Here is a 26845-nt window from a genome sequence, read left to right as displayed (position 1 = left end):
CAGGGCTTACCAGTTCGCCGGGGCGTAGTCCTTGAGGAAGACGCCGAACAGGTCCTCGCCGGCCTCGCCGCGCACGATCGGGTCGTAGACCCGGGCCGCACCGTCGACCAGGTCGAGCGGGGCGTGGAAGCCCTCCTCGGCGAGGCGCAGCTTGTCGAAGTGCGGACGCTCGTCGGTGATCCACCCGGTGTCGACCGAGGTCATCAGGATCCGGTCGGCCTGGAACATCTCCTGGCCGCTGGTCCGCGTCACCATGTTCATCGCGGCCTTGGCCGCATTGGTGTTCGGGTGGCCCGCCCCCTTGTAACCGCGGCTGAAGACGCCCTCCATCGCCGACACGTTGACGACGTAAGCGCGCCCGCTGGACGACTTCCGGGCGGCGTCGGCCATGGCCGGCCGAAGGGCGCTGATCAGGATGAACGGCGACGTGTAGTTGCACAGCTGGGTCTCGAGCAGCTCCACCGGGGAGATCTGGTCGATGGTCTGCACCCAGGTGTTGCTCTCGACGACATCGGGCAGCAGCCCGCCCGCGTCGATCGCGGTGCCGGCGAGGTGCCGTTCGAGACTGGCGTTGCCCGCGACCAGGGCGAGGTCGGCGACCTTCTGCGCCTCCAGGCCGCTCACCCCGACGGGCAGCGCCGCCAGGCCGTCGACCGCGCCGGAGTTGAAGGCTCCGATCACGTGGTGCGCGGGGAGTTCGCCGGCCGGCAGCGGTGCGCTCTCCCCCTCGACCAGTGCCGCGTAGGCGGTGGGCAGCCGGCGCACGGTCTGCGTCGCGTTGTTGATCAGGATGTCGAGCGGACCGGCCGCCGCGACCTGGTCGGCGAGGGCCACGGCCTGGGCCGGGTCGCGCAGGTCGATGCCGACGACCTCCAGGCGGTGCATCCAGTCCGCCGAGTCCTCCATCGCCTTGAAACGGCGGATGGCGTCCTTGGGGAAGCGCGTGGTGATCGTGGTGTGGGCGCCGTCGCGCAGCAGCCGCAGGGCGATGTACATGCCGATCTTGGCGCGGCCGCCGGTGAGCAGCGCGCGCTTGCCGTCGAGGTCGGCGCGGGCCTCCCGCTTGGCGCGGTTCTCACCGGCGCACTTCGGGCACAGCTGGTGGTAGAAGTAGTCGACCTCGACGTATCGCGTCTTGCAGACGTAGCAGGAGCGGGGGCGCTGGAGTATCCCGGCGATCCGGCCGGCCTCCGTGACCGAGGTGGGCAGGATGCCCTCGGTCTCGTCGTCGATGCGCTCGGCGGAGCCGGTCGCGGTCGCCTCGGTGACCGCCTTGTCGTTGGCGGTCTTGGCGGCGCGGCGCTCCTGGCGGCGGCGCTGTTTGACCGTGCGGTAGACACCGGCCGTGGCGCGGCGCACGGCGATGGCGTCCGGGTGGTCGACGTCGATCGTGTCGAGTTCGGCGAGCACGTCGAGGCAGAGCGCCAGCCGCTCGGGGTCGATGCCCGGTCCGTAGGCCTGTGCCTGGTCCTGGCTGTCTTCGGTCACCGTCATGGCCGCTGCCGTTCCTTGGTCACTCGTCCGCATCCGCCTGCTGCGGAGGTCCTCAAAAGAGGAACTGTACGGATCGCACACGCCCCGAGCCAAACCCGTCGGCAGGGACCTCACGGACCGCGAACGGGCCGTCACCGTACGGGTCCACGGGGTGGCCGTGGGGCGGCTCAGGGGTGGCGCTGCGCTGGTAGACGAGCCACGCTGCGTACTCCCGTACTACGGCGGGAGTACGACTCGTGACCACCTGTGGACGGAGGAATAGCGCAGATGGGTCGGGCATTGTGGACCTTATGAGTGCACTGGCGCTGTCGGTCCTGCTCTGCCTCGTGTCCGCGGTGGCGTACGCAGGCGGTGCGATCGTCCAGGAGAGGGTCGCGGCGAGTACCCCGGACCGGCGGTACGCGCCGCTGCGCCGGGGCGGTTGGTGGGTGGCCGTCGCGCTGAACGGCCTCGGTGCGCTGCTGCACGTGGTGGCGCTCGCCTACGGACCGTTGAGCCTGGTTCAGCCGCTGGGAGCGCTGACCATCGTGTTCGCGCTGCCGATGGCCGCCGTCTTCGTCCGGCGCCGGGCGGGGGCCGCGGCGTGGCGCGGCGCGGTGCTGGCCACCGTCGGACTCGCCGGCCTGCTGGCACTGACCGGCGGGAACGGCCGGGACCGGCAGTTCCTGGCGGGGGGCGAGCGGAGTCTGCTGCTGCTGGCGACCGGGGCCGCAGTGGCGGCGCTGTTCCTCGCGGCGCACCGGATGCACCGGGTGGTGCTGCACAGCGTGCTGCTGGCCGCGGCGGCCGGTACCTCCTACGGCATGGCCTCGGTGTTCACCAAGTCGGTCGCCGAGAACGTCGGGGCGGGTGCACCGGCCGGCCTGTGGCCGGATCTGGCGGCCGTCGCGGTGCTGGCCTCGGGCGGGCTGCTGCTGTCCCAGGCCGCCTACCGGGGCGCAGGACTGACCGCGCCGCTGGCCACGGTGACGGTGGTCAATCCGGTGGTCGCGGCGACCGTCGGGATCACGCTCTTCGGCGAAGGCTTCCGGCACGGGGCCGCGGGTACGGCGGCGGCGCTCGCCAGCGCCGCGCTGGCGGCGGCCGGCCTGGTCCTGCTCACGGCCGTGCCGCCGCACCGGCGCGGGTCAGATGCGGACGCCGTGGCCCCGCAGGTACTTCAGGGGGTCGATGTCGGAGCCGTAGCCGGGTCCCGTGCGGATCTCGAAGTGCAGGTGCGGGCCGGTGCTGTTGCCGGTCGAGCCGGAGCGGCCGATCCGCTGGCCCCCGGAGACCTGCTGGCCGGACTTCACACCGAGCGCCGAGAGGTGGGCGTACTGGGAGTACCGCCCGTCGGTGTGCCGGATGACGACCTGGTAGCCGTAGGCACCGGCCCAGCCGGCGGAGACGACCTGGCCGGGCCCGACGGACTTGACGGTGGTGCCGGTGGCCACGGGGAAGTCGACGCCCGTGTGGTAGCCGCTGGACCAGGAGGATCCCGCGACGCGGTAAGCGGTGCCGAGGGCGGCGTCGACGGGCGCGGAGAACCCGGCCGAGGGCGGCTTCTGCTGCGTTGACGCGGGCCGGGCGTCGGGCTTCTCGGCCGGCTTCTCGGCCGGCTTCGCGGCCTCCTTCACAGCCGGCTTCTCTGCGGCCGGCTCCGCTGGCTTGACCGGCTCGGCGGTCCGCGGGGGCTTCTCCGGATTCTGCGCGGGCGGGGCCTGCGGGACGGTGGTGACCCGCATGGTGAGGCGCTGGCCGGGGAAGATCAGGTTCGGGTCGTCGCCCACGACGGCCCGGTTGGTCTCGTAGAGGGCCTGCCAGCCGCCCTCGACGCGTTGCTCGGTGGCTATCGCGGAGAGCGAGTCGCCCGGCGCGACGACGTACGGGTTGGGCAGCACCTTCGTGCCGGTCGGGCGCGGCGCGGCAGCCTGTACCGGAGCCGCCTTCACCTCCTGGGTGCGGGGCTGTGAGCCGGTCTCGGGCTGCGCGGGCACCTGCGCGGCGAGGACCGGTGACGGCCCGCCGCGAGTGAGGCCGGCGCCCTTGCCGCAGTGGGGCCAGGCCTGGGGCCCCTGTCCCTTGAGGACCTTCTCGGCGACCGCGATCTGCTGTTCCTTGGTGGCGAGGTCGGCGCGCGGGGCGTGGGCGGTGCCGCCGAAGGCCCGCCAGGTGCTCTGGCTGAACTGGAGTCCGCCGTAGTAGCCGTTGCCGGTGTTGGTGCGCCAGTTGTTGGCCGACTCGCAGGCGGCGACCTCGTTCCAGGTGTCCACCGAGGCCGCTTGCGCCGCCGAGGCCCCCATCAGCGGGAGCGCGATCCCGGCGCCTCCCGCGGTCACGGCCAGCGAGGCCCGGTTGATACTGCTCGGCCGATACCGGCGGTGCCGGCCCCGTACGCCCATGGGAGCCCCCATCGAAGACATCAGGAATCGCACAACGTAACGTCGGGATCATTGCATGACAAGGGAGCAACGGGGCGCTGTTCAGCGGAACTTGACAATGACACGGCCGGCGTCGGCCTGGCCCGCCCCCCGGCGGGGTAGCGTCGGGCACAGCCCGCACACCGAAGCACGCAGGAGCGCACAGATGAGCACCAGCACGGCCCGGATCGGCGTCACCGGCCTCGCAGTCATGGGCAGCAACCTCGCCCGCAACTTCGCCCGCAACGGCTTCACCGTGGCCGTCCACAACCGCACCACCGCCAAGACCACGGCACTGGTGGAGCAGTTCGGCCACGAGGGCGCGTTCGTGGCCGCCGAGTCGGCCAAGGAGTTCGTCGATGCGCTGGAGCGCCCCCGGCGCATCGTCATCATGGTGAAGGCCGGGGAACCCACCGATGCCGTGATCCGCGAGTTCGCCCCGCTCCTGGAGGAGGGCGACGTCATCATCGACGGCGGGAACGCACACTTCGAGGACACCCGGCGCCGCGAACGGGAGCTGCGCGAGCAGGGCATCCACTTCGTGGGCGTGGGCATCTCGGGCGGCGAGGAGGGGGCCCTACTCGGCCCGAGCATCATGCCGGGCGGCTCGAAGGAGTCGTACGCGTCGCTCGGCCCGCTGCTGGAGAAGATCGCGGCGAAGGCCGCCGACGGTACGCCGTGCACCTCCCACGTGGGCCCCGACGGCGCCGGACACTTCGTCAAGATGGTCCACAACGGCATCGAGTACGCGGACATGCAGCTCATCGCCGAGGCCTACCACCTGCTGCGCGAGATCGCCGGCTACTCCCCCGCGGAGATCGCGGAAACCTTCCGGGGCTGGAACCGCGGTCGCCTGGACTCGTACCTGATCGAGATCACGGCGGACGTGCTCGCCCATACGGACGCCGCGACCGGGAAGCCGTTCGTCGACGTCGTCGCCGACGCCGCCGAGCAGAAGGGCACGGGACGCTGGACCGTACAGACCGCCCTGGACCTGGGGGTCCCGGTGTCGGGCATTGCCGAGGCCGTGTTCGCACGCGCCGTCTCGGGCCACGGCGACCTGCGCACGGCCGCTCGCGGCCTCGCGGGCCCGGCGCCCGCCGCCCTGTCGCCGGAGGCGGCGGACGCGTTCGCCGCCCAGGTGGAGGAGGCCCTGTACGCGTCGAAGATCGTCTCGTACACGCAGGGGTTCCACCAGATCCGGGCCGGGAGCGAGGAGTACGACTGGAAGGTGGACCTCGGCGCGGTGGCCTCCCTGTGGCGCGGCGGCTGCATCATCCGGGCGGCCTTCCTGGACCGGATCCGCGCCGCCTACGACGCCCGGCCCGATCTGCCCAGCCTGCTGGCGGACGAGCGCTTCGCCGGGGAGATCGGGGCGGCGCAGGAGGGCTGGCGGTCGGTGATCACCGCGGCGGTGGGTGCGGGCATCCCGGTGCCGGCCTTCGCCGCCTCACTGGCGTACTACGACGCGCTGCGCGCGGAGCGGCTCCCGGCGGCCCTCACCCAGGGCCAGCGGGACTTCTTCGGAGCGCACACCTACCGGCGCACCGACCGCGAGGGTTCCTTCCACACCCTCTGGAGCGGCGACCGCTCCGAGGTCCGCACGGGCTGACGCCGCCGGGGCCTCCGGAGGGCCGGTGGGGCCGGGCAGGGCGTGCCGCGGAGCGGACGGGTGAGCCGCCGCGGACGTCACCGGCCGAGGACGCGCGGCGGCAAGGGTCGGGCCCGCGGGCCCGACCCGACCGGCCAGCCCGCAGACAGGGTGCGCGGCCACCGAAGGGTGCGCGGCCATCGGCCTTCCCCGAGACCTGGAGGGAGCCTGCCCGAGCAGTGCCCGCGACGGCCGAAGGCGGATCACACCGTCCACGAATTGCAGAAGTTTGCAATTTCATAGATGCTGTGACAACTGTGCCCACCGGGAGACCCGGGCACAGCGCCAGGCGTTCGCCCCTCCCGGGGTCGTGAGAAGGGTGCGAGACCGTGCCGATTCCGCTGTACCAGGCCAAGGCCGAATTCTTCAGGATGCTCGGGCACCCGGTGCGGATAAGGATCCTGGAGCTGCTGCAGGCAGGTCCGATGCCGGTACGGGACCTGCTGGCCGCGATCGAGGTCGAGCCGTCCGCCCTGTCGCAGCAGCTCGCGGTCCTGCGCCGGTCCGGGATCGTCACCTCGACGCGCAACGGCGCGACGGTCGTCTACGAGCTGGCGGGCGGGGACGTCGCGCAGCTGATGCTGGCGGCACGGCGGATCCTGACCGAGGTCCTGACCGGGCAGAGCGAACTGCTGGAGGAACTGCGTGAGTCCGGGGTCGCGGCCCCGTGACCGCGCGTTCCTTCCTGACGTCCGCAGTCGGGCGGATCCGCTCGGTGCTGCCGGTCCGGGCGGACTTCGCGGCGATGGCCCGCAGTCCCCGCCAGGACCTGCTGGCCGGGCTGACCGTGGCGATCGTGGCCCTCCCCCTCGCACTCGGGTTCGGGGTCTCCTCCGGGCTGGGCGCGGAGGCGGGGCTGGCCACCGCCGTGGTCGCGGGCGCGCTCGCCGCTCTGCTGGGCGGGTCGAACCTCCAGGTGTCCGGTCCCACCGGTGCGATGACCGTGGTTCTGGTGCCGATCGTCGCCCGGTACGGGCCCGCCGGTGTGCTGACCGTCGGCCTGATGGCCGGCGTGCTCCTGATCGGGCTCGCCCTGCTGCGGGCCGGGCAGTACATGCGGTACGTACCCGCACCGGTGGTGGAGGGGTTCACCCTCGGGATCGCCTGCGTGATCGGCCTGCAGCAGATACCCCACGCACTCGGCGTCGACAAGCCCGAGGGTGAAAAGGTCGTGCTCGTGGCGGTACGGGCGTTCGCGGACTGGGTGGCCTCCCCGAACTGGACCGCGATCAGCCTCTCGGCCGGGGTCGCGGCCGCGATGCTGGCGGGCGCCCGGTGGAAGCCGGCGATCCCGTTCTCGATCCTCGCGGTGATCGCAGCCACCGTGATCACACAGGTCTTCCACCGTGACGCGGCGGCCCCCATCGGGGACCTGCCCTCCGGCCTGCCCACCCCCTCCCTCGCCTTCCTCGACGCCTCTGCCTTCGGCTCGCTGCTCGCCCCGGCGGTCGCCGTGGCAGCACTCGCCGCGCTGGAGTCCCTGCTGTCTGCCACCGTCGCGGACGGGATGACGGTGGGGCAGCAGCACGACCCGGACAAGGAACTCTTCGGACAGGGCATCGCCAACCTGGCCGCCCCGCTGTTCGGCGGTGTTCCCGCGACCGCGGCCATCGCGCGCACGGCTGTCAACGTCCGCGCCGGCGCTTCTTCCCGCCTCGCCGCACTCACCCATGCCGCCGTACTCGCCGTGATCGTGTTCGCCGCGGCGCCCCTCGTCGCGAAGATCCCCCTGGCCGCACTGGCCGGCGTGCTGCTGGCGACCGCGATCCGCATGGTGGAGGTCGGCTCCCTGCGCGCGATGGCGAAGGCCACCCGCTCCGACGCCGTCGTCCTCGTCCTCACCGCCACAGCCACGCTGATCCTCGATCTCGTCTACGCGGTGATCATCGGTCTGGTCGTCGCCGGAGCCCTGGCCCTGAAGGCGGTGGCGGAGCAAGCCCGGTTGGAACAGGTCGACTTCCGCCCGGACCTGCCCGGCGAACACAGCGACGAGGAACACGCACTGCTGGCCGAGCACATCGTCGCCTACCGCATCGACGGCCCCCTCTTCTTCGCCGGCGCCCACCGCTTCCTCCTCCTCGAACTCTCCGAGGTCGCCGACGTGAAGGTGGTCATCCTGCGCATGTCGAGGGTGACCACTCTGGACGCCACCGGCGCACTCGTCCTGAAGGACGCGGTGCAGAAGCTGCACCGGCGCGGCATCACCGTCCTGACCTCCGGCATCCGGCCCGCCCAGCGCCGGGCCCTCGACGCCGTCGGCGCCCTGGACCTGCTGCGCCTGGAGGGTCGCGAGTACGCCACCACTCCCGAGGCGATCGCCGGCGCCCGCAAGCACCTGGAGCAGGCGGGCCTGCTTCCGCTCCACCACCGACCGCACCGTTTCCGGAAGGCCGCACGATGACCCTCCCCGCCGAACTGCGCATGATCGAGGTCTCCGGCACCGAGGCCCTGTGGCTTCTCGAAGGATCCGCCCAGGGCCGGCTCGTCTACGTGCAGCGGGATCTGGCCGTCGTCCGCCCCGCCGCACACGTGATGGAGTACGGGCGCCTCGTCGTCCGCACCCCTGTGCAAGCCGCGGCCGTTCCCGGCCGGGCCCTGCTGACCTACCAGGTCGACGAGATCCGCACCGCGGCCGGCACCGGCTGGACGGTGACCGCGCACGGCCCCGCCGACGTCATCTCGGACCCGGACGAGGCCGCCCACTACCGGCGCACCCTGCCCGGCTGGACCCACGGCCCCCACGACACCCTGCTGCGCCTGCATCCGCAGCAGATCTCCGGATTCCGCCTCGCCCGCACGGTCCCGGGGGCAGGCCGGTGAGCGTCCGAGCCGAGACGCTGCCCTACCGGCACGTACTGGTCGTACCGGCCATGGGCTCGGCGGTGCGCATCGCCCGCGAGACCACCGAACTCGTCCTCGTGGAGTGCGGAGTGGGGCTCCGGCATCCGAGCGTGGGTCCGGCCCTGCTGATCCTGGCCGAGCTGGTCACCAACGCCGTCCGCCACGCCGCCGTGCTGTCCCCGACGGTCACGGTCACCTACGCGCACGGCCCGGGGGCGTTCGCGTTCGCCGTCCACGACCGCCACCCCTACCAGCCGGCACTGTTCGGGGCGCTCGCCACCGCCCCGGGCAGCGGCCTGGCCATGGTGGCCGAAATGACCATGGAGCTCGCCGGCACCGCCGTCGTCCAGCCCGACGCGGACGGACGCGGCAAGGCCATCCGGATCACCCTCCCCCTGTGAAGCAGAGGACATGACGATGACGATCGAATGGCACTACACCACCCGCCAGGACCTGGGCGTGCTGTCCCTGACCGGGTACCTCGGCGCGGACGCCACCGACCGGTTCACCGGCGCCGTCGGCTGGGCGCTCGCCCGGGGCACCGGCCCCGTCATCCTCGACCTGACCGGGCTTCTGGGCTGGTCCGCCGGCGGGCAGATCGCCGTCGCCCAGGCCGCCCGCCGGCTCGCCGAGAGCGGGCGCCCCCTGGAGCTCGCGGCCATCCCCGCGGACGGCTCCCTCGTCCCCGACGCCGCCTGCCCGCCCGTCCCCGTCCACTGCGACCTCGCCGCCGCCCTGGCCGCCCACGGGGCGCAGGAAACGGTCAAGCGGTGGAGCACCGATGGCTGGCACGCCCCGCCGTCCCCCGGGGAACCCTCCCTCGCATGAGACCAGCCGTACCCCCCTCTCGCCAGGACTCACCAGGAGAGGACGGGGACACCGGAACCACGTGCGACGTCAGGCGCGGCATCCTGGCCGCCGGCAACCGCCTCGCCTCCGCCCTGAGGGGTACATCGGACGGAGCCTGAAGGAAGTGGGGCCCGGTCCGCAGGACCGGGTTCCCCACCAGGCCCGACCGGCGGCGGGGTCCATGCCGGTGGACCGCACGTCACCAGGGGCACCCACCGGGTCCCGAGTTGCAGGGATCTGCAATCGTGGAGGTCACAGGTGTGAGGAGGGCGAACGGATGCCCCACGAAGGAGCGGTCCCGGGTGGATGAGATGGGTAGTCACGGCAAGGCCACGCAGGCGAGTACGCCGCTGTACCAGCTGAAGTCCGAGTTCTTCAAGACGCTCGGGCACCCGGTCCGCATCCGCGTGCTGGAGCTTCTGTCCGTACGTGAGCACGCGGTCGCGGAGATGCTGCCGGAGGTCGGGGTGGAGGCCGCGAGCCTCTCGCAGCAGCTGGCCGTCCTGCGCAAGGCCAACCTGGTGGTCACCCGCCGGGAAGGGTCGAACGTCCACTACTCGCTCGCCGACTCCCGGATCGCCGAACTCCTGGGGGTCGCCCGCAGCATCCTCTCCGGCGTCCTGGAAGGCCAGGCCGAGCTCCTGGCGGACCTGCGCGCCAGCCGGACCGGCCCGTAGGCGATACGTCACGGTGACGCCTCGGGCTGGGCCCGCGCCGCGTGCGGCGGACGCCCTGCCGTCTGTGCGGGTGCACCGCGTCCGTCACCCCGGAAGCCCGTCCGCGGTTCCCCGCCCTGCCCGGACAGGACGCCCGAATCGGAGCCCTCCGGATCACACGTCAGCTCCAGGGGCCGGGCTGGGGAACCGGCGCGGGGCCCGGGGGCGGCGGTACCGGGTCCGGCTCGGGGACGGGACCGGGTACGGGCGGCACCGGGCGCGGGATCGGCTCGGGGTCCGGGAACGGGCTGGGCGCCGGTGTCGGGTCGGGCTCGGGGGTCGGCGGCTGCGTGTCTTCGAGTTTTCGCACCATGTACGGCACTTTCCCGCGATTGCGCCCCGTACGCCCCTATCGTGCGGCCGAGCGGGCGAGCGCGGCGGCGAGGCCCGGCCCGGGGCTGGCCAGCACGGGGATCCCGGTCGCGGCCAGCTCGGCCGCCCCGGCCATCGACGCCTGGGCCAGGACGATCACGTCCGCGCCGGTGACGGCGTCGGCGGCCTCCGCCACCTGGGCGAGGTAGCGGGCCGTGTCACCCGCCTCGAAGCTCGCCCAGGCGCCGGCGACCAGGTGCGTGCGCACGGACACGGGTCGCCCCGCAGCCTCCTCGGCGAGCAGCTCAACGGTCGGGGCGAAGGTCGACGCCAGGGCTGCGAGGACCGCGATCCGCGGGCCGGTGCGCACGGCAGCGGCCGCCATCGGCCGGTCCACCCTCAGCACCGCGGAACCCAGAGCCGGAACCAGCGCCTCGGCGGTCGCCCCGATGGTGGAGCAGGTGACCAGCACGGGGCCCGGCCCGGCTGCGGCGAGCAACTCCAGCAGGGCCGGAGCCACGGACCGGGGCCCGTGCGCGCGGGCCCGGTCCAGCAGCTCCGGCACCACCAGGTGCCGCAGGACCGCCCCGGGGTGGTGCCGGTCGCGCAACGCGTCGAAGACGGGGACGTGCACGGGCGAGGTGTGCAGCAGGGTCAGGTCACAGCCGGTCACAGCGGGCCGGAATCGACGACCGGATGCACCGCACCGAGGCGTGGGGCGGCTCGGCGAGCACGAAGGAGGCGATGTACCCGACCGCCGTCCCGTCCTCGACGGCAAGCCGCCGCCCGGCCTTGCGCTTGTTCCGGAACCCGAGCGGTGAGCTCATGCTCCGCGGCACGCAATTCCCCGGCTCCTTGTGGGGCTCACCGGACGGCCACGGCCTGGGGGCTGCGCTCCTGGTCCGTTCCCGGTACCGGCGCGGAGGGGTCGGCGCCCAGTTCGACGATCCGGTTGTCTGCGTCGACGTGCACGACGCGTGGCTTCAGCACCCGGGCCTCGGCGTCCTCGACCTGCGCGTAGCTGATGAGGATGACGAGGTCCCCGGGGTGCACGAGGTGCGCGGCGGCGCCGTTGATCCCGATCACCCCGGATCCGCGCTCACCCTCGATGACGTAGGTCTCCAGCCTCGCCCCGTTGGTGATGTCCACGATGTGGACGAGCTCCCCGGGGAGCAGGTCGGCGGCGTCCAGCAGGTCGGCGTCCACGGTCACGGACCCGACGTAGTGCAGGTCGGCCTGGGTGACGGTGGCCCGGTGAATCTTGGACTTGAACATGGTGCGCAGCATGTTGGTCTCCTGTAAGACGGCTCCCTGCCTGCTTTCTGCAGGTCAAGGGCGTTCTGCACTCTACACCGGCAGGCATCGGATCGGAGATCTAAAGGAAAATCCACTGCCTCGGACGAGAAGGCTCCTGGCCTGCACTTCCGTAGGCACCGGGCTGTTGCGACGCTGCCGACCAGCGTCGCATCGGACAGCCGCTTTGGACTGTGGGGGGCCGATGCTGACTTTCCTGACGGCACGTCACGCAGATCGGGAGGGCTCAGGCCGACTCGCTTCCCCAAGGAGCACCTCAGGCTTGCCTACCGTGATCAAGCAACCGGTCACCGCGAGCCAGGTCGCACCCTCTGCGTCCGGGGGGGGCCGACTGCCGTACTGCCATGACGCAGTTCCACCGGTCCTTCGCTCGGCCGCAGACGGTACCGGCTGAGTTGTCCGGGCCCCGAACTGGACCCGGCTGTTGGGATTCGAAACGAGCGAGGAGACGCCCCGCGCACAGGCGACACGCGCCCGCAACCGCAGCACGAAGAAGAGACCGAAGGTGAACTCCTCCTCCCCACCTACCTCCCAGCCGCCCTCGTACGACGTTCCGGGTTCCTGATCCACGGCGGATCAATAGCGGCCGCTCACGCTCCCGTTCCGCCGTAGCGGCCGCACGAGGCGCCCTCCCCCTGGACGTAGCGGGAGCACGATCGACGGAACGACGCCGCGCCACACGGCACCGGCCCGCGCGGTGACATCGCGTACGCGGCGAGCCGCTGGTACCGAGCACCGCACCCTCCGCCTCGCCCCGCAACGGCTCCTCTTCCTCTTCGGCGAAATGGACCGCACCGAAGGACGCATCGAGGACGCTGTCCGGCGTTATGGAAGGTCCGCCGACATCGCAGCCGGACTCGGTGGTCGAGGAGCAGGCTCACGCGCTGCTCGGCGTGCGGTAGCCGGACCGACGCCGGGGATGGCGTCCATCCGCTCCACCAGCCCCGGCCCCGGCCGGGTGCTGTCACCGCCGCCATCGGGACCGTCGGGGACGGGCAGGTTCTCGATCGCGCTGGTGATCCGGGCGGACAGCTTGTCGATCTGGGGTGTCCGACCCGTCACGCTGACGCCGGGCCCGGACAGCGGTGCTGTCTCGTAACGACTGCCGGGCGGGAAACGCAGGGGGAGCCCGGCACGCGCCGGGCTCCCCCAGGTGGATGCGGTGTGGCCCTGGGCGTCACTCAATGTAGTGGGGTGGGCATTGAGGTCCTCGGCTACGTCGATTTCGCGCCGCATTCGGGCTGCCGGAATGTCTCGGTGCGACCGTCGGAGCTTGAGCGCGACTTGGATTCCGATGGCTTTGTGCGTCGCAGCGAAGGTGGCGGCCTGACCTCCCTCCTTCATCCCTACCCGGTCCATGGCGTAGTCCGTGCGCACACCTCGGGCAGCTGCTTGCACAGCGGAACACTCACCTGGCGGCGCAGGGAGCTCTCCGGCCCGGCTATCGGAGACGGTCGACCCGGGTTGCCGATGACCGGCGGCCCCGGTAGCGGGCGGCCGCGGAGAGGAAGGCGTCGTTCTCCTCCGGCAGACCGACGGTGACGCGGACGCCGTCGCCGGGGAAGGCCCGGACGAGCACGCCGCGGCGGGCGCAGAAGTCGGCGAAATCGCCGGCCTCCTCCCCCAGCGGCAGCCATACGAAGTTGGCCTGCGAAGGGGTCACCGAGTGGCCGTCGCGGGTCAACAGGGACTGCAGACGTTGCCGTTCGCGGACGATCGCCGCGGAGCGCGAGCGCACCTCCTCGGGGCGGTCGAGTGCGGCGAGGGCAGCGGCCTGGGCGAGCCTGCTGACCGCGAAGGGGACGGCCACCTTGTGGACGGCGGACACCACGGCAGGCGCGGCCACGCAGTAGCCGATGCGCATGCCGGCAAGCCCGTACGCCTTCGAGAAGGTGCGCAGCACGGCCACGTTCGGGCGGTGCCGGGCCAGCGCGATGCCGTCGGGCACGTCGGGATCGTCGACGAACTCCCGGTACGCCTCGTCGAGTACGACCAGGACCCGGTCGGGGAGGCGGTCGAGGAAGTCGCCCAGTGCGCGGCCCCGGACCGCGGTCCCGGTGGGGTTGTTGGGGTTGCAGACGAAGACGACGCGGGTGTCGCGGGTGACGGCGGCGAGCATCGCATCCAGGTCGTGCCTGTGTCCGGCGTCCAGGGGGACGGTGCGGGCTCGTAGTCCGGCGACCCTGGCGAAGACCGGATAGGCGTCGAAGGACCGCCAGGCGCACAGGACTTCGTCGCCCGGGCCGCAGAACGCCTGGATGAGATCGCGGCAGAGGCTCACCGACCCGCAGCCGACGGCGATCCCCTCCTCGGGGACGGCCAGGTCGTCGGCCAGGCGGCCGACCAGGGTGTCGGAGAACCACTGCGGGTAGCGGTGGCCTTCGACGGCGGCGCGGGTGATGGCCTCGATGACGGCGGGCGGGGGCGGCAGCGGCCCCTCGTTGGAGTTGAGCACGATGGCGTCGGGCGCCGTGCCGGGAATGTTGTAGTCGGGCACGGCGGCCAGGTCGGCTCTGATGGCAACACCCATGGGGCTCCTCGGAGTATGCGGGCGCAGTCAGTTCGGGGCGAGTCGGAACACGTCGTCGGCCAGCAGCCGGATGCGGCGTTGGTCGGCGAGGAGCTCCTCCTGGCTGTCGCCGGTCAGGAAGACGCGCAGCGGGCTGGACAGCAGGTCGACGGTGGGGCGCATCCGGTCGCCCGGGGCCAGCCGGGGCACGGCCAGGTGCACCGTTTCCAGGGCACGGATGCGGGCCAGGGCGTGCTCGTCGACGGCCTCGACGAGCCCGCCACGGGTGGTCCGCACGTGGACGACCATCCCCGCCCGGTGCTTGCGGTACAGGGTGTCGCCGGGGTGTTCGCGCCGGTACTCCTCGGGGCGTACGCAGGCGAGTGCGAGCAGGTCGGCCTGGTTCCCGTCGAGGCAGGAGTCGTGGTGGCCCGGGTCCATGATGCCGTCGAGCCTCGCGCCCACCTCGACGAGTACCGGCCCGGCGGCGGTCATCATGATCTCCGCGTGGGCGGCGCCGAACCGGATGTCCAGAGCGTCGAGGACGGTGTCCAGATAGGTGACGAGGGGTTCGACCTGTGGCGCGTCGGGGTCGATCAGAACGTCGCGGTCGTAGACCGGCCGGGTGCCGACGAGGGTCTTGTCGTAGCGCCAGACGCCGCAGACATGCCGTGCGCCGCCGGGACCTCGGACGACGTCCACGATGTATTCGGTGCCGTCCAGGAAGGACTGGGCGAGCAACTCGTCGTTGTGCCGGCCGAAGATGTCCCGACTTCCGAGGATCTCGGCGGCGGCGGCGCGGACCTCGTCCGGGCCCCGGCAGACGGAGACCTTGTCGGTGGAGGCCGAGCTGAGCGGTTTGACGACGACCGGGTATCCGGTGGTCCGCGCCCAAGCGAGCACTTCCGCCGCATCGTCGGTCTTCAGCTGGTCGGCGCAGCGGATGTCGGCGGCGCGCAGTGCCTCGATCATGCGGTACTTGTCGCGGCGCAGCGCGGAGGTGGCCGACGGGTTGCCGGGCAGGCCCAGCAGTTCGGCCGTCCGGTCGGCCGGCGGGACACCGGTCTCCTGGCCGGGGAGCACCCCGCAGGGGTGGTAGGAGGCCAGCTCCTTCACCGTACGGGCGGGGTCGGCCCCGTCCTGGACCACGTTGGCCAGGTACGGGCGCAGGTCCGGCGGGGGTACGCAGTCCAGGAACTCGGAGGTGCTCTGGAGGTGTACGACGTCCGCGCCGAGCTTGCGGAAGGCGGCGGGCAGGTACTTGCCGACCGAGTAGCCGTCGACGATCACGCCGACGGGCGTTGTGCCACGCCGGTCGTGCGGAACGGCGTACGGGTGTGCGTGGTGGCCGGGGTGGTCGGGGGCGGTGGGCATCGCGGGTCCTCTCTTCGTGGGCGGGCGGGGGCCGTCGGCCGGGTGCCGGGGCCCGCTCACGCGGCGGCGACGCTGACGCGGTGGACGGTCCGGGAGACGCCGGGCGGCAGGTCGGTGGCGACGTGGTAGGTGGTGGCTGTCTTCCACAGCAGCAGGTCGTGCGGGGTCCAGCGGTGGGTGTAGCTCCGGTTGGGGTCGGCCAGGAGGGTGTCGACGAGGTCGAAGAACGCCTCGTTCTCGTTGGCGTCGAGGCCGACGACCCGGTCCATGTAGGCGCGGGCGGCGTACAGGAAGCGGCGGCCGGTGTGCGGGTCGCGGCGGACGACGGAGTGTTCGACGGCCGGGTACTGGCGGGCGATGAGGGCCCGTACCTCGGCGATGGACAGGCCCACGTGCTCGGGGGCGATGCGCTGCTGTTTGGTGAGGGTGTGCAGCCCGACGCGGTCCTCCAGGAAGGTGCGCCACTGCTCGGGCAGCCGGTCGTAGACGTCGGCGGCGCTCGCGAAGACGGTGTGGCCGTGGTCCTCGGGCACGTGGACGCCGTGCAGCACGGTGTAGGCGGAGGGGTCGGCGTCGAAGGAGGAGTCCTGGTGCCAGAAGTGGCCGACCCGCTCGATCCCGACCGGCAGGCCGTCCTTGCGCTCGTTGGAGGAGACGAGGATCTCGGCGAACTCGGGGTGGCGCCAGTCGGCGAGGAGGAAGGGGACGGGGCGGCCGATGCGGGCGGCGAGGCCGATCTGCTGCCGGGGGGTGAGTTCGATGCCGCGGACGACGACGAGGTCGCGCCGGTGCAGGGAGTCGACGACGTCGGCGAAGACCTCCGGGCGGGTGAGTTCGGCGTGGGTGAGTCCGCTGTACTCGACGCCGATGAAGGGGGTCAGGTCACGCTTGAGCACGGTTCCTCCTTGTGCCAGGTGTACGGGTTGGTGCGGGCCGCGAGCAGCAGCAGGCAGGCGGCGCAGACCGCCGCTCCGGCGGCCGCCCACGGGGCGCCCGGGTGGCCGGGGGCCGAGATGTGCAGGGCGAGTTGCGGGGCCGCGATGAAGGCCAGGTTGACGCCGCCGGAGTACAGGCCCATGTTGCGGTCGGCGGCTGGGCCGGAGAGCCGGCTGACGTAGGCGAGCAGGCCGGGGAAGACGACGATCTCCCCCGCCGTCCACACGAGGGTGGCGAGCACCAGCTCCGGCCCGCTGTCGGCAAGGGCCATGAGCAGGAACCCGGTGCCCCCGAGCGCGTAGCCGCTCAGCAGCGTCGCCAGGTGTCCGACGCGTGCCATGCGGATGTTGAGCGGGACCTCGAACAGGACGATCCCGACGGCGTTGACGGTGAAGACGACGCCGGCCCAGTAGCCGGGCAGGCCGAGGCCGACGATGACGTAGGCGCCGACGAAGACCGAGGGCAGCGCGTAGGCCAGCTGGATGGGCAGCGAGAGGCCGAACACGCTCCAGAACCGGGTGCGTTCGGCCGTCGTCTGCCGGACCGGGCCGCGCGGGCGGGTCCCGTGGCCCGGTCCGCCGACGGCGGTGTCCGGTCCGGCGGCGGGCCGGCGTTCGCCGCAGCGGTGCAGGAACGCCGCAGCCGCGAGGACGCACAGGGCGTTGGCCCAGAACACGGCGTGCGGGTCGAGGGCGTAGAGCAGGGCCCCGAGGAGCGGGCCGGCCGACAGTCCGAGGTTGATGGCGAGCCGGTAGCAGGAGAAAGCGACCTTGCGCTGCTCGGGCGGTGACCCGGCGATCGTGGCAGCGTAGGCCGCCGGGGTGACGATCTCGTACGCGAACCCCCAGATCAGCACCACCGTGATGAGCGCGGGCAGGCCGTTCAGCAGCGGCACCACCGTGACCGCGGCGGCGCCCAGCAGGAAGCCGCCCCGCATCAGGGCGTACGGGTGCAGCCTCGCGAGGAGCCGTCCGGCGGCCAGGTCCGCGGCGAGGGCGCCGACCCCGAAGGTGGTGACGGCCAGGCCCGCCTCGGCCGCGTCCAGACCTCCGCGGCCCAGCAGGTACGGGGTGAGGAAGGGGTAGGCCATGGTGCCGGTGCGGAAGATCAGGGTGGTGAGGAACAGGGTCCGCAGGGGCGGGGCGAGCCCGGCCACCGTCCGCAGGGTCTCAGCCGGCACGGCGGGTCCCGGCCGGCCTCCGGGCGAACACGGCGGCGGGGTTGAACAGGCCTGCCGGGTCGAGGGCGTCCTTGAGGTCGCGGTGCACGCGCAGGGCGACCGGGCCCAGTTCGCGTTCCAGCCAGTCCTGCTTGAGCTTGCCGACTCCGTGCTCGCCGGTGATAGTGCCGCCGAGGGACAGGGCGAGGGCCAGAATCGCGTCGAACGCCGTCCGGGCGCGGGCGTACTGCTCGGCGTCGTCGCCGTCGTAGAGGACCGTGGGGTGCATGTTGCCGTCGCCCGCGTGGCCGACGACCGCGACGGTCAGCCCCGCGTCGGCGCCGATCCGCGTACAGCCCTCGATCAGATCGGCGATGAGGGTGCGGGGCACGGCCACGTCCTCGGTCATGCAGGCGCCCCGGGCTTCGAGGGCGGCGAGGCTCACCCGGCGGGCACGCAGCAGCAGGGCGCCCTCCGCCGCGTCCTGCGTGGCGTGCGTGTACACCGCGCCGGCTTGCCGGAACATGCGTTCCATCTGGTTGAGTTCGGCTTCGCGGGTGCCTTCCGGCGCGTCGGACTGGCAGAGCAGCAGGGCTTGGTCGCCTTCGCCAGCGAGCTCGGTGCCGAGGTAGGCAGACGAGGCCCGCAGGGAGGTCGCGTCCATGATCTCCATGAGGGAGGGCACGAGGCCGGCCCGGACGATCCGGCTGACGCTGGCTCCCGCCCGGGCCACCGAGTCGAAGGCCGCGATGACGGTGCCGGGCGCGGAGGGCAGCGGGCGCAGGGCGAGAGTGGCCCGCGTGATGACCCCGAGGGTGCCCTCGCTGCCGACGAGGAGGCGGGTGAGGTCGTAGCCCGCGACGCCCTTGACGGTGCGGCGGCCGGTGCGCAGGAGGGAGCCGTCGGCGAGGACCGCGTCCAGGCCGAGGACGTAGTCGCCGGTGACCCCGTACTTGCCGCAGCACAGGCCGCCCGCGTTGGTGGCCAGGTTCCCGCCGAGGGTGCACGTGTCGAGGCTGGAGGGGTCGGGCGGGTAGTACAGGCCGTGCGCGGCGGCGGCCGTCTTCAGGTCCTGGTTGACGACGCCGGGTTCGACTACGGCGATCCGGTTGTCCGGGTCGAGTTCGAGGATCCGGTTCATCCGCGTGGTGGCCAGGACGACGCAGCCGTCGACGGCGTTGGCTGCGCCGGTCAGGCCCGTTCCGGCGCCCCGGGGAACGATCGGGACGCCGGCCGCCGCGCAGGCCCGTACGCATGCTTGCACCTGCTCGGCCGAGGCGGGCAGGACTACCGCGAGCGGCCGGCCGTACGGGGCGAGCGGCATCATGTCGTGGGCATATCCGGTGGTGACGTCCGGGTCGGTGACCAGGGCGCCCTCGCCGTCGAGGGCGGCGCGGAGGGCGTCCAGCAGGGAGGCGGTCATGCCGGCCGCCCGCCGGGGGTGGTGACGAGGATCGCCCGGGCGGGGCACAGGTCGGCAGCCTCCAGGACGGCGTCGGCGAGGTGCGCGGCCGGTTCCGGGTCCAGCAGCAGGACGATGCCGTCGGTCTCGTCCTGGTCGAAGACCGTGGCGGCGGACAGGACGCAGTGGCCGGCGCCGACACAGCGCTCGGGATCGAGGGTGACCTTCACGGGGTCGGCTCCTTCGGTACGGGGGACGGGCGGCGGGGTCACCAGGTCACGGGCAGGGCGTGCAGCCCGTACACGGCCATGTCGGACTTGAAGCGGATCTCCTCCACGGGTACGGACGTGCGCAGCGTCGGGATCCGGCGGGCCACGGCCGCGTAGGCCTCCTGGAGTTCCACCCGGGCCAGCGACTGGCCCATGCACTGGTGGGGCCCGTACCCGAACGCGAGGTGGCCGTGCGCGCGGGAGGCGGGGTCGAACCGCTCGCCGGCGGGGAAGCGTGCGGGGTCCCGGTTGGCGACGTTGATGGCGGCGACGGCGCCCTCCCCGGCCCGTACGAGCCGGTCGCCGACCTCCACGTCCTCGACAGCGATCCGGCGGATGCCGCGCTGGACCACGGTGAGGTGGCGCAGCATCTCCTCGACGGTGTCGGCGAGCAGCTCGGGGTCGTCGTCGTCCGTGCCGAGGGCGGCGAAGTGGTCGGGGTGGCGCAGCAGTGTCAGCACCCCGAGGGAGATCATGTTGGCGGTGGTGTCGTGGCCGGCGGTGAGCAACAGGAGTGCCATCGCGGCGAGTTGGCGCCCGGTCATGGTCCCGTCGGGCAGGTGACGGGCGGCCATGCGGCCGATGAAGCCGTCGCGCGGTTCCCGTTCGGCGGCGGCGACGAGCTCCTCCAGGTAGTCCTGGAGGGCCTGCCGGGCGGCGGCGGCGCTCTCGGTGGTACCGGCGACGACGTTCATGGTGTGGGTCAGACCGCGGAAGAGTTCGCGGTCTTCAAAGGGCACCCCGAGGAATTCGCAGATGACGGTGAGCGCGACGGGCAGGGCCAGGTCGGCCACCAGGTCGGCCTCTGTGCCGCGGAGCATCCGGTCCAGGCAGTCGTCGATGACGGCGCGGACGGCGGGGCGCCACTGCTCGGCCCGTTTGACGGTGAACTCGCCGAGTGCCAGGCGCCGTAGGGCGTCGTGGCGCGGGTTGTCCATGACGAGCAGGGTCGGCTCGACGGCGGTCTCGGCAAGGGCGACGGCGCTGGACAGTGGGTAGCCGGGGCGGCTCTTGTCGGCGCTGAACCGGGGGTCGGACAGCACGGTACGGGCGTCGTCGAAACCCGTGAACAGCCAGGGGCGGACCCCGTTCCACAGCGTCACGCGGGGCACGGTGCCCGCCTCCCGGATGGCGGTGGCCTCCCGGGGCGGGGTGAACGGGCACTGCCGGTCCATGGGGTAGTGCGGGTCGGTCGTCGGGTCGGCCATCGGGTCGGTCGTCGCGTCGGCCATCGGGTCAGTCATCGCGGGTGCTCCGGTCGAGGTTCTGCCACCAGCGGCCGACGAGGGCGTCGTCCAGGGCGGGCGGGGAGATTCCGTGGGCCCGCAGGGCGGCGAGGGTGGCGTCGTTGCGGTAGTCGGGGAGGCGGGCGTCCGGGTGGTCGCACAGGTCCCGGAAGTACTCGCGGTAGGCGAGGGCGGGCAGCGCGGTGCCGCGGGCCTCGGCGTCGGCCAGGCGGCCGAGCCAGGTATCCAGCGGAACCGCCGGGGTGGTCCGGCCCGTGCGGCGGTCGTGTACGGCGATCAGCTCGGCCAGCGGCGTCCGCCGGGGGTGGTGCAGGTGGTGGACGGTGCCCGGGGCGCCGTCGGCGAGGGCCAGCGCGACCAGGGCCCGGGCCATGGTGTCCACGGGCAGTGCGTCGGTGGCGAGCCTGGGGTCGTCGGGGTGGCAGCCGAGGGTGGTGGAGGTGACGAGGAGCCGGCTGAGGAAGTCGTCCTCGCTGATGGCGCCCGTCGTACTGCCTCCGGCCCGGCCGAGCCGGTAGATCCGGGCGTCGGCGCCGCGTTCGAGGGCCTGTGCGACGAGGTGCTCCGCGGCCCACTTGGCGGCGGCGTAGCCGCGGCCGCGCGGGTGCCGTTCGCCGGCGGTCGGGGTGACCTCGGTGATGGTGCGCGGGCGTGTGCCGGCGTCGGGGCCGTCCCGGAACACTCCGAGGGTGGAGACGTGGTGGAGGCGGGCCCGGCCCTGTGCGCAGATCCGCAGGAGTTCGGCGGTGCCGCCGACATTGGGGGCGGCCAGGTGGTGGAAGCCGGACACGTGGTGAACCTCGGCGCCCAGGTGGAGGAGGGTCTTCGCCCGCAGGACCTGCTCCCGGTGGGTGGCGTCGAGACCCAGGCCGGGCCGGGACAGGTCCCCGGGTACGGGCACGATCCGCGGGTCCGAGGCGTCACCGCGCAGCCCGTGGCGGCGCAGGGCGGCGGCCAGACGCCTGCGGGCGGCGTCCGTGTCGGCGGCGCGGACCAGGCACAGGACCGGGCCCGTGGTGCGGTCCAGTAACTCGGCCAGGACGTGGGAGCCCACGTACCCGGTGGCCCCGGTGAGCAGCACGGCGTCGTGCGGGTCGAAGGAGCCGGGCCGGTCGGGGAAGACGAGGGCGGGGTCGAGCCGCGCGTCGTCCGGCCCGACCGGCAGGGTCGCCGGACCGCTCAGCGGGCCGGTCAGCGGGCCGGTCAGCGGGCCGGTCAGCGGGCCGGTCAGCGGGCCGGTCAGCGAGTCCGTACCGGGGGTCTTCGACGGGGCCGCCGCCGGGTCGGGCCCTCGCAGCAGGCGGGCGACCGCGCGTACGGTCGGCTCGGCTAGGAAGTCGGCGACGGCGATCCGGACGCCGAACTCCCGCTCGATGCGGCCCAGGAGCCGGATGACCCGCAGGGAGTGGCCGCCGAGTGCGAAGAAGTCCTCGCCGGGGGAGCCGGCCGGCCCGCCGAGGACGTCCTCCCACAGGGCGAGCAGCCGCCGCTCGGTGCCGTCCGCCGGGCCCTCGGCCGGGAGCGGCCGCTGCCGATGGGCGGCCAGCCGGGTGGCGAGCGCCGACCGGTCGGCCTTGCCGTGGCTGCCCGTCGGGATGGCGGGGACGGGTACGGCCAGCCGGGGCACCATGTGGCCCGGGAGCAGCCGGGCCAGGTGGGCGCGCGCGTCCTGCGGCGCGGCGGTGCCGACGTAGCCGACGGCGAGTTCGGCGTCGGTGCCGGTGCCGGTGCCGAGGAGGACGGCGACGGCCTCCCTGACGCCGGGGTGTTCCGCGAGCGCGGCCTCGATCTCGCCGAGTTCGATGCGGAAGCCGCGCAGCTTGATCTGGTGGTCGAGCCGGCCGAGGTAGTCGACGGCTCCGTCGGGCAGTCGGCGCACGCGGTCCCCGGTGCGGTAGCAGCGTCCGGCGCCGGCGAGTGCGGGATGGGCGGTGAACAGCTCGCCCGTCCGCTCCGGGTCGCCCAGGTAGCCGTCGCCGAGTCCGGCGCCGGAGAGCCACAGTTCGCCGGGAACGCCGGTGGCCGCGAGCCGTCCGTGGCGGTCCACGACGTGGGCCGCGGTGCCGGACAGGGCGGTGCCCACGGGCACCCTGGCCCGGGCCTCCGCGGGGTCGGCCCGGTGCGTGGTGGCCAGGATCGCCGCCTCGGTCGGGCCGTATCCGTTGATGACAACCCGATCCCGGGCGAAGTGCCGCGTGTCGTGGACGTCCGCGGGCTCGCCCGCGACGAGCAGCACGCGCACACCGGCCAGGTCGGGACGGTCCAGGGCGCGCAGCAGGGAGGGCACGGTCACCATCACGGTGACTCCGGCGGTGCGCAGGGTTCGGGTGAGGGCCGGGCTGTCGGCGCGGGTGGCGTCGTCCGCGTACACCAGGGTGGCGCCGGAGATGAGCGGCATGAACTGCTCGAAGGCGGCCACGTCGAAGCCGGGCGAGGTGAGTTGGAGCCAGACGTCGTCCGCGGTGAAGGGGTGCCGGGCGAGGCAGGCGAGGAGGGTGTTGGCGACGGCGCGGTGGGAGACGGCGACGCCGCGGGGGCGCCCCGGTGCTGCCTGAGGTGTAGATGACGTAGGCCGGGGCGGCGGGATCGCCGGGGTCCGCGGCGGGCTCGGCCGCCTCGCCGGGGGCGGTGAGGGCCTCGATGTCCAGGACGGGCGGTCCTTCGGATGCCTCCGTGCCGGGCCCGAACAGGGTGTCGGCGGTGTCCTTGGCGCAGACCAGCGCGCCGGCATCGGCGTCGGCGATGCAGTGGCGCAGCCGCTGCGCCGGGTACGCCGGGTCGAGCGGCACGTAGGCGGCTCCGGTCTTGAGCACGCCGAGGAGGGTCGCGGCGAGGAACGGGGAACGCTCCAGGCACACGGCGACGCGGTCGCCGGGGCGGATCCCGCGGGTGGCGAGGCGGGCGGCCACGGAGTCGGCGAGCCGGTCGAGTTCGGCGTAGGTGAGGCTGGTGCCGGCGTCGGCGACCGCGGTCTTGTGCGGGCGGGCCGCGACCTGCCGGGCGACGAGGGCGGGGAGGGTGGTGTGCACCCGCCGGGGGGCCGGTTCCGGGGCGCGGCTGAGCCGCTCGTACTCCCCCGGTTCGTACAGGGTGACGTTCCGCAGGGGCGGGTCACCGTCCGCGAGGCGGTCGAGTACGGCGGCGAGCTGGCCGGCCAGCCGCGCTGCGGTGGCACGGTCGTAGAGGTCGGTGCTGAACTCGACCTCGACGTCGAGGCCGTCGCCCTCCTCCTGGAAGGTGAAGGCCAGCTCGAAGGTGGCGGTGTCGCGATCGTCGGCGTCCCAGGGCTCGGTCCGCGCACCTGGCAGTTCCAGCGGACGCGGCCGGCGCTGGCGGTAGTTGACGACGGCCTGGAAGGGGACGGCCGCCCGTGCGGTGGTGGCCGGCGCGAGTTCCCGGCCCACGGTCTGGAAGGGGACGTCCTGGTGGTGCAGGGCCTGGGTGCAGGCGGTGCGGACATGGGCGAGCAGGGTGTCGGCCGTGGCGTCCGCGTCCGCCTCGACACGGACGGGCAGCAGGTTGACGAAGCAGCCGACGAGGTCCTGTGCCCCGGCCCGGCTGCGTCCGGCTGCGAGGGCGCCCAGGGTGAGGGTGTCGCGTTCGCTGTGGGCGGCCAGGACCGTGTATACGCCGGCCAGGCAGAACATGTACGGGCTGACGCCGTGCCGGCGGGCGGCCTCGGCGTGGCGGGCGCGCTGCCCGGAGCCGATCCGCAGCCGTACCCGGTCGCCGGATCCGCTGAGGACGGCGGGGCGGGGGCGGTCGGTGACCAGGTCGAGCCCGGCGGCTCCCCCGTCTAGCGCACTGCGCCAGAACCGGGTCGCGGCGGTGAGGCGTTCGGGCCGGGGTTCGAGGGCGTCGCGCAGGTACTCGGGGTAGGCCGGGCTCAGGGGCGGCAGGTCCGCGGCCGGGTCCGCGTACAGGGCGGACAGTTCGGAGGTGAAGAGGTCCAGGGACCAGTCGTCGGCGATGGCGTGGTGGACGGCGAAGTGGATCAGGGTGCACCGGGCGTCGAGGGTGAGCACCAGAGTGCGCAGCAGCCGGGTGCCTTCGGCGTCCGGCCCGGCCGCGCGGTGCTCGGCGGCCAGGGTGCGGGCCCGGTCCCGGCGCTCTCCGGCCGGAAGGCCGGTGAGGTCCGTATGGCGCAGCGCGGCGCCCGGGTCGGCAGTCAGGCTCTGCCACCAGCCGTCTGTGTCGCGCCGTACGACGGTCCGCAGGGCGGCCTGGCGCCAGCCCAGCAGGGTCAGGGCGTTCCGCAGCCGGGGCAGGTCGAGCGGGCCGTCGACGGCGTAGCTGCGTCCGATGACGTACCGGTCGGTGGATCCGGTGGCCTCCTGCTCGAACCAGATCCCCTCCTGGGCGGGCGACAGCGGCAGCCGGCCGGGGTCCGCGTCGGGGGCGGGCTCCGGCGATACGGCGGCGGTGGCGGTGGCGGTGGCGGAGGCCACGCGGGCCGCCAGGGCCCGGACGGTCGAGGTGGTGAACAGGTCGGCGATCGTCAGGGCCACGCCCTGGTCGCGTTCCAGCCGGGCCAGGATCGCCATCGCGGACAGGGAGTCGCCGCCGGCGGCGAAGAAGTCTGTGTCCGGGCCGACGACTCGGCCGAGGACGGCCTCCCAGTGCCCGGAAACGGCGCGCAGGACGTCGGCCTCCGCACCAGCGCCTGCCGGGGCCCGGCCGGCCGGTCCGGGGACCGCCGCGGCCGCGCGGTGGGCGAGGGCGGCGAGCAGACGGCGGTCGGCCTTGCCGTTGGCAGTGGTCGGCAACTCCGGCAACACGGAGACGACGGCCGGAACCGCCGGTTCGGGCAGGATCCGGGCGACGTGGGCGGTCAGCACGGCGGCCTGGACACCGAGGCCGGGCCGGGCATCGGTGTCGGCCTCGACGCCAAGGGCGGCCGGGGCATCCCGGTCGGCCGGGGCGCCGAAGGTGGCCCGGGAATCCAGATCCGGGACGCTCAGGTCGGGCCGGGCGTCCGGATCGGCCGGGGCCTCGGGGACTGCCGGGGAGGCCGGGGCCTCCGGCGCAGGGGCTGCCCCCGGTGTCAGGGTGACGTAGGCGGCCAGTCGGCGGGTGGCCGTGGGGCCGTACGGGACCACGGCGGCCTCGCGGACCGCGGGGTGGGCCAGCAGCGCGCGTTCCACCTCGGCCGGTTCGACGCGGTGGCCGCGAATCTTGACCTGATCGTCGAAGCGCCCCAGGAAGGCCAGTTCGCCGCCGGGGAGGCGGCGGACCCGGTCGCCCGTCAGGTAGGCGGTGCGTTCGGGCCGGCCGGGCTCGGGGACGAACCGCTCGGCGGTCTGCTCCGGCCTGCCGCGGTAGCCCCGGGCGACGCCCGGGCCGCCGATGCAGAGTTCACCCTCCTCGCCCGGCGCGGCGGGGGTGCGGTCGGGGCGCAGCACGTGGGCGGTGGCCCCGGCGAAGGGGCGGCCGATCGGCACGTCCCGCCAGCCGCTGTCCCAGTCGTCCGGGGTGTCGAAGGTCTGCCAGCAGGCGTAGACCGTGGTCTCGGTGGGCCCGTAGCCGTTGACGATCCGGCAGCCGGGCAGCTCGCGCAGCGCGGTCCGCACCGCGTCCGCGTCGGCCCGGTCACCGCCCGAGATGCACAGGCGCAGCCCGCGCAGGTCGGCCGCGATGTGCTCCATCGCCAGCCGGAACAGCGGGGCGGCCAGCCGCAGGACGGTCACCCCGTGGCGGGCGCACTCCCGGCCGATGTCGTGCACGCCGGGCCGGTCGGACCGCGGCAGCACGAGCCGGGCGCCGTTCAGCAGGGCGCCCCAGATCTCGAAGACGGAGGGGTCCACGTGGAGCGGGGCGAGCTGGAGGACGGTGTCGGCGGCCGTCAGTCCGGCCTCGGGGGCGTGCGCCAGCGCGAGGACGGAACGGTGCGCGACCTGGACGCCCTTGGGGGCGCCGGTGCTGCCGGAGGTGTGGATGACGTAGGCCGGGGAGTCCGGCCCCGCAGCGGCCTCCGGGACGGCGGCGTGCGCCGCGCCGAGGGCCGGATCCGATGCGTTCTCGTCGACCGGCAGGATCGTTACTTCGGCGGGCAGGAAGGCACGCAGCCTCGGGACGTCCCGGTCGGCGGCGAAGACGGTGCGCAGGTGGTTGTCGAGGACGAGGGAGCGGATCCGGTCGTCCGGCGCGTCGGGGTCCAGGGGCAGGTAGGCGCCCCCGGCCAGGACCGACCCCAGCAGGGCGGCGATCGTACCGGGCGAGCGGTGGGCGCAGATCCCGACGGGCTCGCCGGGGGCGGTGCGGCCCGCGAGGAGCCGGGCGGCCGCCTCGGCCCTGGCGGCGAGTTCGCCGTAGCCGATCCGGAGGTCGCCGCGGACCAGCGCCGTGCGGTGGGGGTGGGCCCGGGCCACGGCGG

At 73.6% G+C, this 26845-nt stretch carries 20 protein-coding genes and 2 pseudogenes; 8 read left to right on the top strand and 14 right to left on the bottom strand.

Features of this window, described 5'->3' with window-relative positions:
* Window positions 1-6: 6 nt before the first annotated feature.
* Entirely contained in the window at window positions 7-1494 is a 1488-nt protein-coding gene (locus R4Z63_RS28775) for an SDR family NAD(P)-dependent oxidoreductase (protein ID WP_384445182.1), read from the bottom strand.
* A 290-nt stretch (window positions 1495-1784) separates the two neighbouring features.
* Between R4Z63_RS28775 and R4Z63_RS28770 the strand changes: the two are divergent.
* Window positions 1785-2519 (top strand): annotated as a pseudogene (locus tag R4Z63_RS28770) (DMT family transporter); the annotation flags it as partial.
* A 102-nt stretch (window positions 2520-2621) separates the two neighbouring features.
* Here the strand turns inward: R4Z63_RS28770 and R4Z63_RS28765 are convergent.
* Window positions 2622-3875 (bottom strand): transglycosylase family protein, encoded by a 1254-nt coding sequence (locus R4Z63_RS28765; RefSeq protein WP_384445365.1) that lies wholly within the window; start codon window positions 3873-3875, stop codon window positions 2622-2624.
* A 184-nt stretch (window positions 3876-4059) separates the two neighbouring features.
* Between R4Z63_RS28765 and gnd the strand changes: the two genes are divergently transcribed.
* The 7 genes from gnd to R4Z63_RS28730 all read left to right on the top strand — a co-directional run bounded on the left by gnd (window position 4060) and on the right by R4Z63_RS28730 (window position 9911).
* Window positions 4060-5505 (top strand): NADP-dependent phosphogluconate dehydrogenase, encoded by a 1446-nt coding sequence (gnd, locus tag R4Z63_RS28760; protein ID WP_384445184.1) that lies wholly within the window; start codon window positions 4060-4062, stop codon window positions 5503-5505.
* A 368-nt stretch (window positions 5506-5873) separates the two neighbouring features.
* A complete protein-coding gene (locus tag R4Z63_RS28755; RefSeq protein WP_384445186.1) occupies window positions 5874-6215 on the top strand; it encodes an ArsR/SmtB family transcription factor in 342 nt (113 codons plus the stop codon).
* Window positions 6212-7945 carry a SulP family inorganic anion transporter gene (locus R4Z63_RS28750; protein ID WP_384445189.1) on the top strand — a complete coding sequence of 578 codons (1734 nt, stop codon included), beginning with the start codon at window positions 6212-6214 and terminating at the stop codon, window positions 7943-7945. The genes R4Z63_RS28755 and R4Z63_RS28750 overlap by 4 nt, the downstream gene beginning before the upstream one ends.
* Complete coding sequence (locus tag R4Z63_RS28745) at window positions 7942-8364, top strand: pyridoxamine 5'-phosphate oxidase family protein (protein ID WP_384445191.1); 423 nt, start codon at window positions 7942-7944, stop codon at window positions 8362-8364. Before R4Z63_RS28750 ends, R4Z63_RS28745 begins: the two co-directional genes overlap by 4 nt.
* Window positions 8361-8786 (top strand): ATP-binding protein, encoded by a 426-nt coding sequence (locus R4Z63_RS28740; protein ID WP_037916482.1) that lies wholly within the window; start codon window positions 8361-8363, stop codon window positions 8784-8786. Before R4Z63_RS28745 ends, R4Z63_RS28740 begins: the two co-directional genes overlap by 4 nt.
* 16 nt (window positions 8787-8802) lie before the next feature.
* Complete coding sequence (locus tag R4Z63_RS28735) at window positions 8803-9213, top strand: STAS domain-containing protein (RefSeq protein WP_037916480.1); 411 nt, start codon at window positions 8803-8805, stop codon at window positions 9211-9213.
* A gap of 332 nt (window positions 9214-9545) precedes the next feature.
* The gene (locus R4Z63_RS28730) at window positions 9546-9911 is read left to right on the top strand and encodes an ArsR/SmtB family transcription factor (protein WP_037918119.1); all 366 of its coding nucleotides are present in this window, start codon (window positions 9546-9548) and stop codon (window positions 9909-9911) included.
* A 388-nt stretch (window positions 9912-10299) separates the two neighbouring features.
* Here the strand turns inward: R4Z63_RS28730 and R4Z63_RS28725 are convergent, their stop codons facing one another.
* From R4Z63_RS28725 to R4Z63_RS28670, 12 genes and pseudogenes are all read right to left on the bottom strand, one after another.
* Window positions 10300-10935: an aspartate/glutamate racemase family protein gene (locus R4Z63_RS28725; RefSeq protein WP_384445193.1), complete on the bottom strand. Its 636-nt coding sequence runs from the start codon at window positions 10933-10935 to the stop codon at window positions 10300-10302.
* The gene (locus tag R4Z63_RS28720; RefSeq protein WP_491522603.1) at window positions 10922-11089 is read right to left on the bottom strand and encodes a hypothetical protein; all 168 of its coding nucleotides are present in this window, start codon (window positions 11087-11089) and stop codon (window positions 10922-10924) included. The genes R4Z63_RS28725 and R4Z63_RS28720 overlap by 14 nt, the downstream gene beginning before the upstream one ends.
* A gap of 37 nt (window positions 11090-11126) precedes the next feature.
* Complete coding sequence (gene panD / locus R4Z63_RS28715; RefSeq protein ID WP_037916477.1) at window positions 11127-11549, bottom strand: aspartate 1-decarboxylase; 423 nt, start codon at window positions 11547-11549, stop codon at window positions 11127-11129.
* 1468 nt (window positions 11550-13017) lie between these two features.
* Window positions 13018-14106: a histidinol-phosphate transaminase gene (gene hisC / locus R4Z63_RS28710; protein ID WP_384445197.1), complete on the bottom strand. Its 1089-nt coding sequence runs from the start codon at window positions 14104-14106 to the stop codon at window positions 13018-13020.
* Window positions 14107-14133: 27 nt separating this feature from the next.
* Entirely contained in the window at window positions 14134-15459 is a 1326-nt protein-coding gene (locus tag R4Z63_RS28705) for an ATP-grasp domain-containing protein (RefSeq protein WP_384445199.1), read from the bottom strand.
* Between the two features lie 56 nt (window positions 15460-15515).
* The gene (locus tag R4Z63_RS28700; protein ID WP_384445201.1) at window positions 15516-16355 is read right to left on the bottom strand and encodes a TauD/TfdA dioxygenase family protein; all 840 of its coding nucleotides are present in this window, start codon (window positions 16353-16355) and stop codon (window positions 15516-15518) included.
* A complete protein-coding gene (locus R4Z63_RS28695; protein WP_384445203.1) occupies window positions 16337-17575 on the bottom strand; it encodes an MFS transporter in 1239 nt (412 codons plus the stop codon). The genes R4Z63_RS28700 and R4Z63_RS28695 overlap by 19 nt, the downstream gene beginning before the upstream one ends.
* Complete coding sequence (locus R4Z63_RS28690; protein WP_384445205.1) at window positions 17565-18977, bottom strand: FAD-binding oxidoreductase; 1413 nt, start codon at window positions 18975-18977, stop codon at window positions 17565-17567. Before R4Z63_RS28690 ends, R4Z63_RS28695 begins: the two co-directional genes overlap by 11 nt.
* Window positions 18974-19186: a ferredoxin gene (locus tag R4Z63_RS28685; RefSeq protein ID WP_037916470.1), complete on the bottom strand. Its 213-nt coding sequence runs from the start codon at window positions 19184-19186 to the stop codon at window positions 18974-18976. Before R4Z63_RS28685 ends, R4Z63_RS28690 begins: the two co-directional genes overlap by 4 nt.
* A 38-nt stretch (window positions 19187-19224) precedes the next feature.
* Window positions 19225-20469: a cytochrome P450 gene (locus tag R4Z63_RS28680; RefSeq protein WP_078555863.1), complete on the bottom strand. Its 1245-nt coding sequence runs from the start codon at window positions 20467-20469 to the stop codon at window positions 19225-19227.
* Complete coding sequence (locus R4Z63_RS28675) at window positions 20462-23059, bottom strand: thioester reductase domain-containing protein (RefSeq protein WP_491522641.1); 2598 nt, start codon at window positions 23057-23059, stop codon at window positions 20462-20464. The genes R4Z63_RS28680 and R4Z63_RS28675 overlap by 8 nt, the downstream gene beginning before the upstream one ends.
* A 16-nt stretch (window positions 23060-23075) precedes the next feature.
* A pseudogene (locus R4Z63_RS28670) lies at window positions 23076-26840 on the bottom strand (amino acid adenylation domain-containing protein); the annotation flags it as partial.
* Between the last annotated feature and the right edge of the window lie 5 nt (window positions 26841-26845).

It is taken from the genome of Streptomyces sp. PL-29 (assembly GCF_058344425.1).
Note: the sequence above shows the minus strand (reverse complement) of the source record. Positions and strands in the feature narration are given on the sequence as shown.

Bases quoted from the DNA above. Each gene is read 5' to 3' on its own strand.
- R4Z63_RS28775 (WP_384445182.1), bottom strand. From the start codon at position 1,494: ATGACGGTGACCGAAGACAGCCAGGACCAGGCACAGGCCTACGGACCG.
- R4Z63_RS28765 (WP_384445365.1), bottom strand. From the start codon at position 3,875: ATGGGCGTACGGGGCCGGCACCGCCGGTATCGGCCGAGCAGTATCAAC.
- gnd (WP_384445184.1), top strand. From the start codon at position 4,060: ATGAGCACCAGCACGGCCCGGATCGGCGTCACCGGCCTCGCAGTCATG.
- R4Z63_RS28745 (WP_384445191.1), top strand. From the start codon at position 7,942: ATGACCCTCCCCGCCGAACTGCGCATGATCGAGGTCTCCGGCACCGAG.
- R4Z63_RS28735 (WP_037916480.1), top strand. From the start codon at position 8,803: ATGACGATCGAATGGCACTACACCACCCGCCAGGACCTGGGCGTGCTG.
- R4Z63_RS28730 (WP_037918119.1), top strand. From the start codon at position 9,546: ATGGGTAGTCACGGCAAGGCCACGCAGGCGAGTACGCCGCTGTACCAG.
- R4Z63_RS28720 (WP_491522603.1), bottom strand. From the start codon at position 11,089: ATGAGCTCACCGCTCGGGTTCCGGAACAAGCGCAAGGCCGGGCGGCGG.
- panD (WP_037916477.1), bottom strand. From the start codon at position 11,549: ATGCTGCGCACCATGTTCAAGTCCAAGATTCACCGGGCCACCGTCACC.
- hisC (WP_384445197.1), bottom strand. From the start codon at position 14,106: ATGGGTGTTGCCATCAGAGCCGACCTGGCCGCCGTGCCCGACTACAAC.
- R4Z63_RS28705 (WP_384445199.1), bottom strand. From the start codon at position 15,459: ATGCCCACCGCCCCCGACCACCCCGGCCACCACGCACACCCGTACGCC.
- R4Z63_RS28690 (WP_384445205.1), bottom strand. From the start codon at position 18,977: ATGACCGCCTCCCTGCTGGACGCCCTCCGCGCCGCCCTCGACGGCGAG.
- R4Z63_RS28680 (WP_078555863.1), bottom strand. From the start codon at position 20,469: ATGACTGACCCGATGGCCGACGCGACGACCGACCCGATGGCCGACCCG.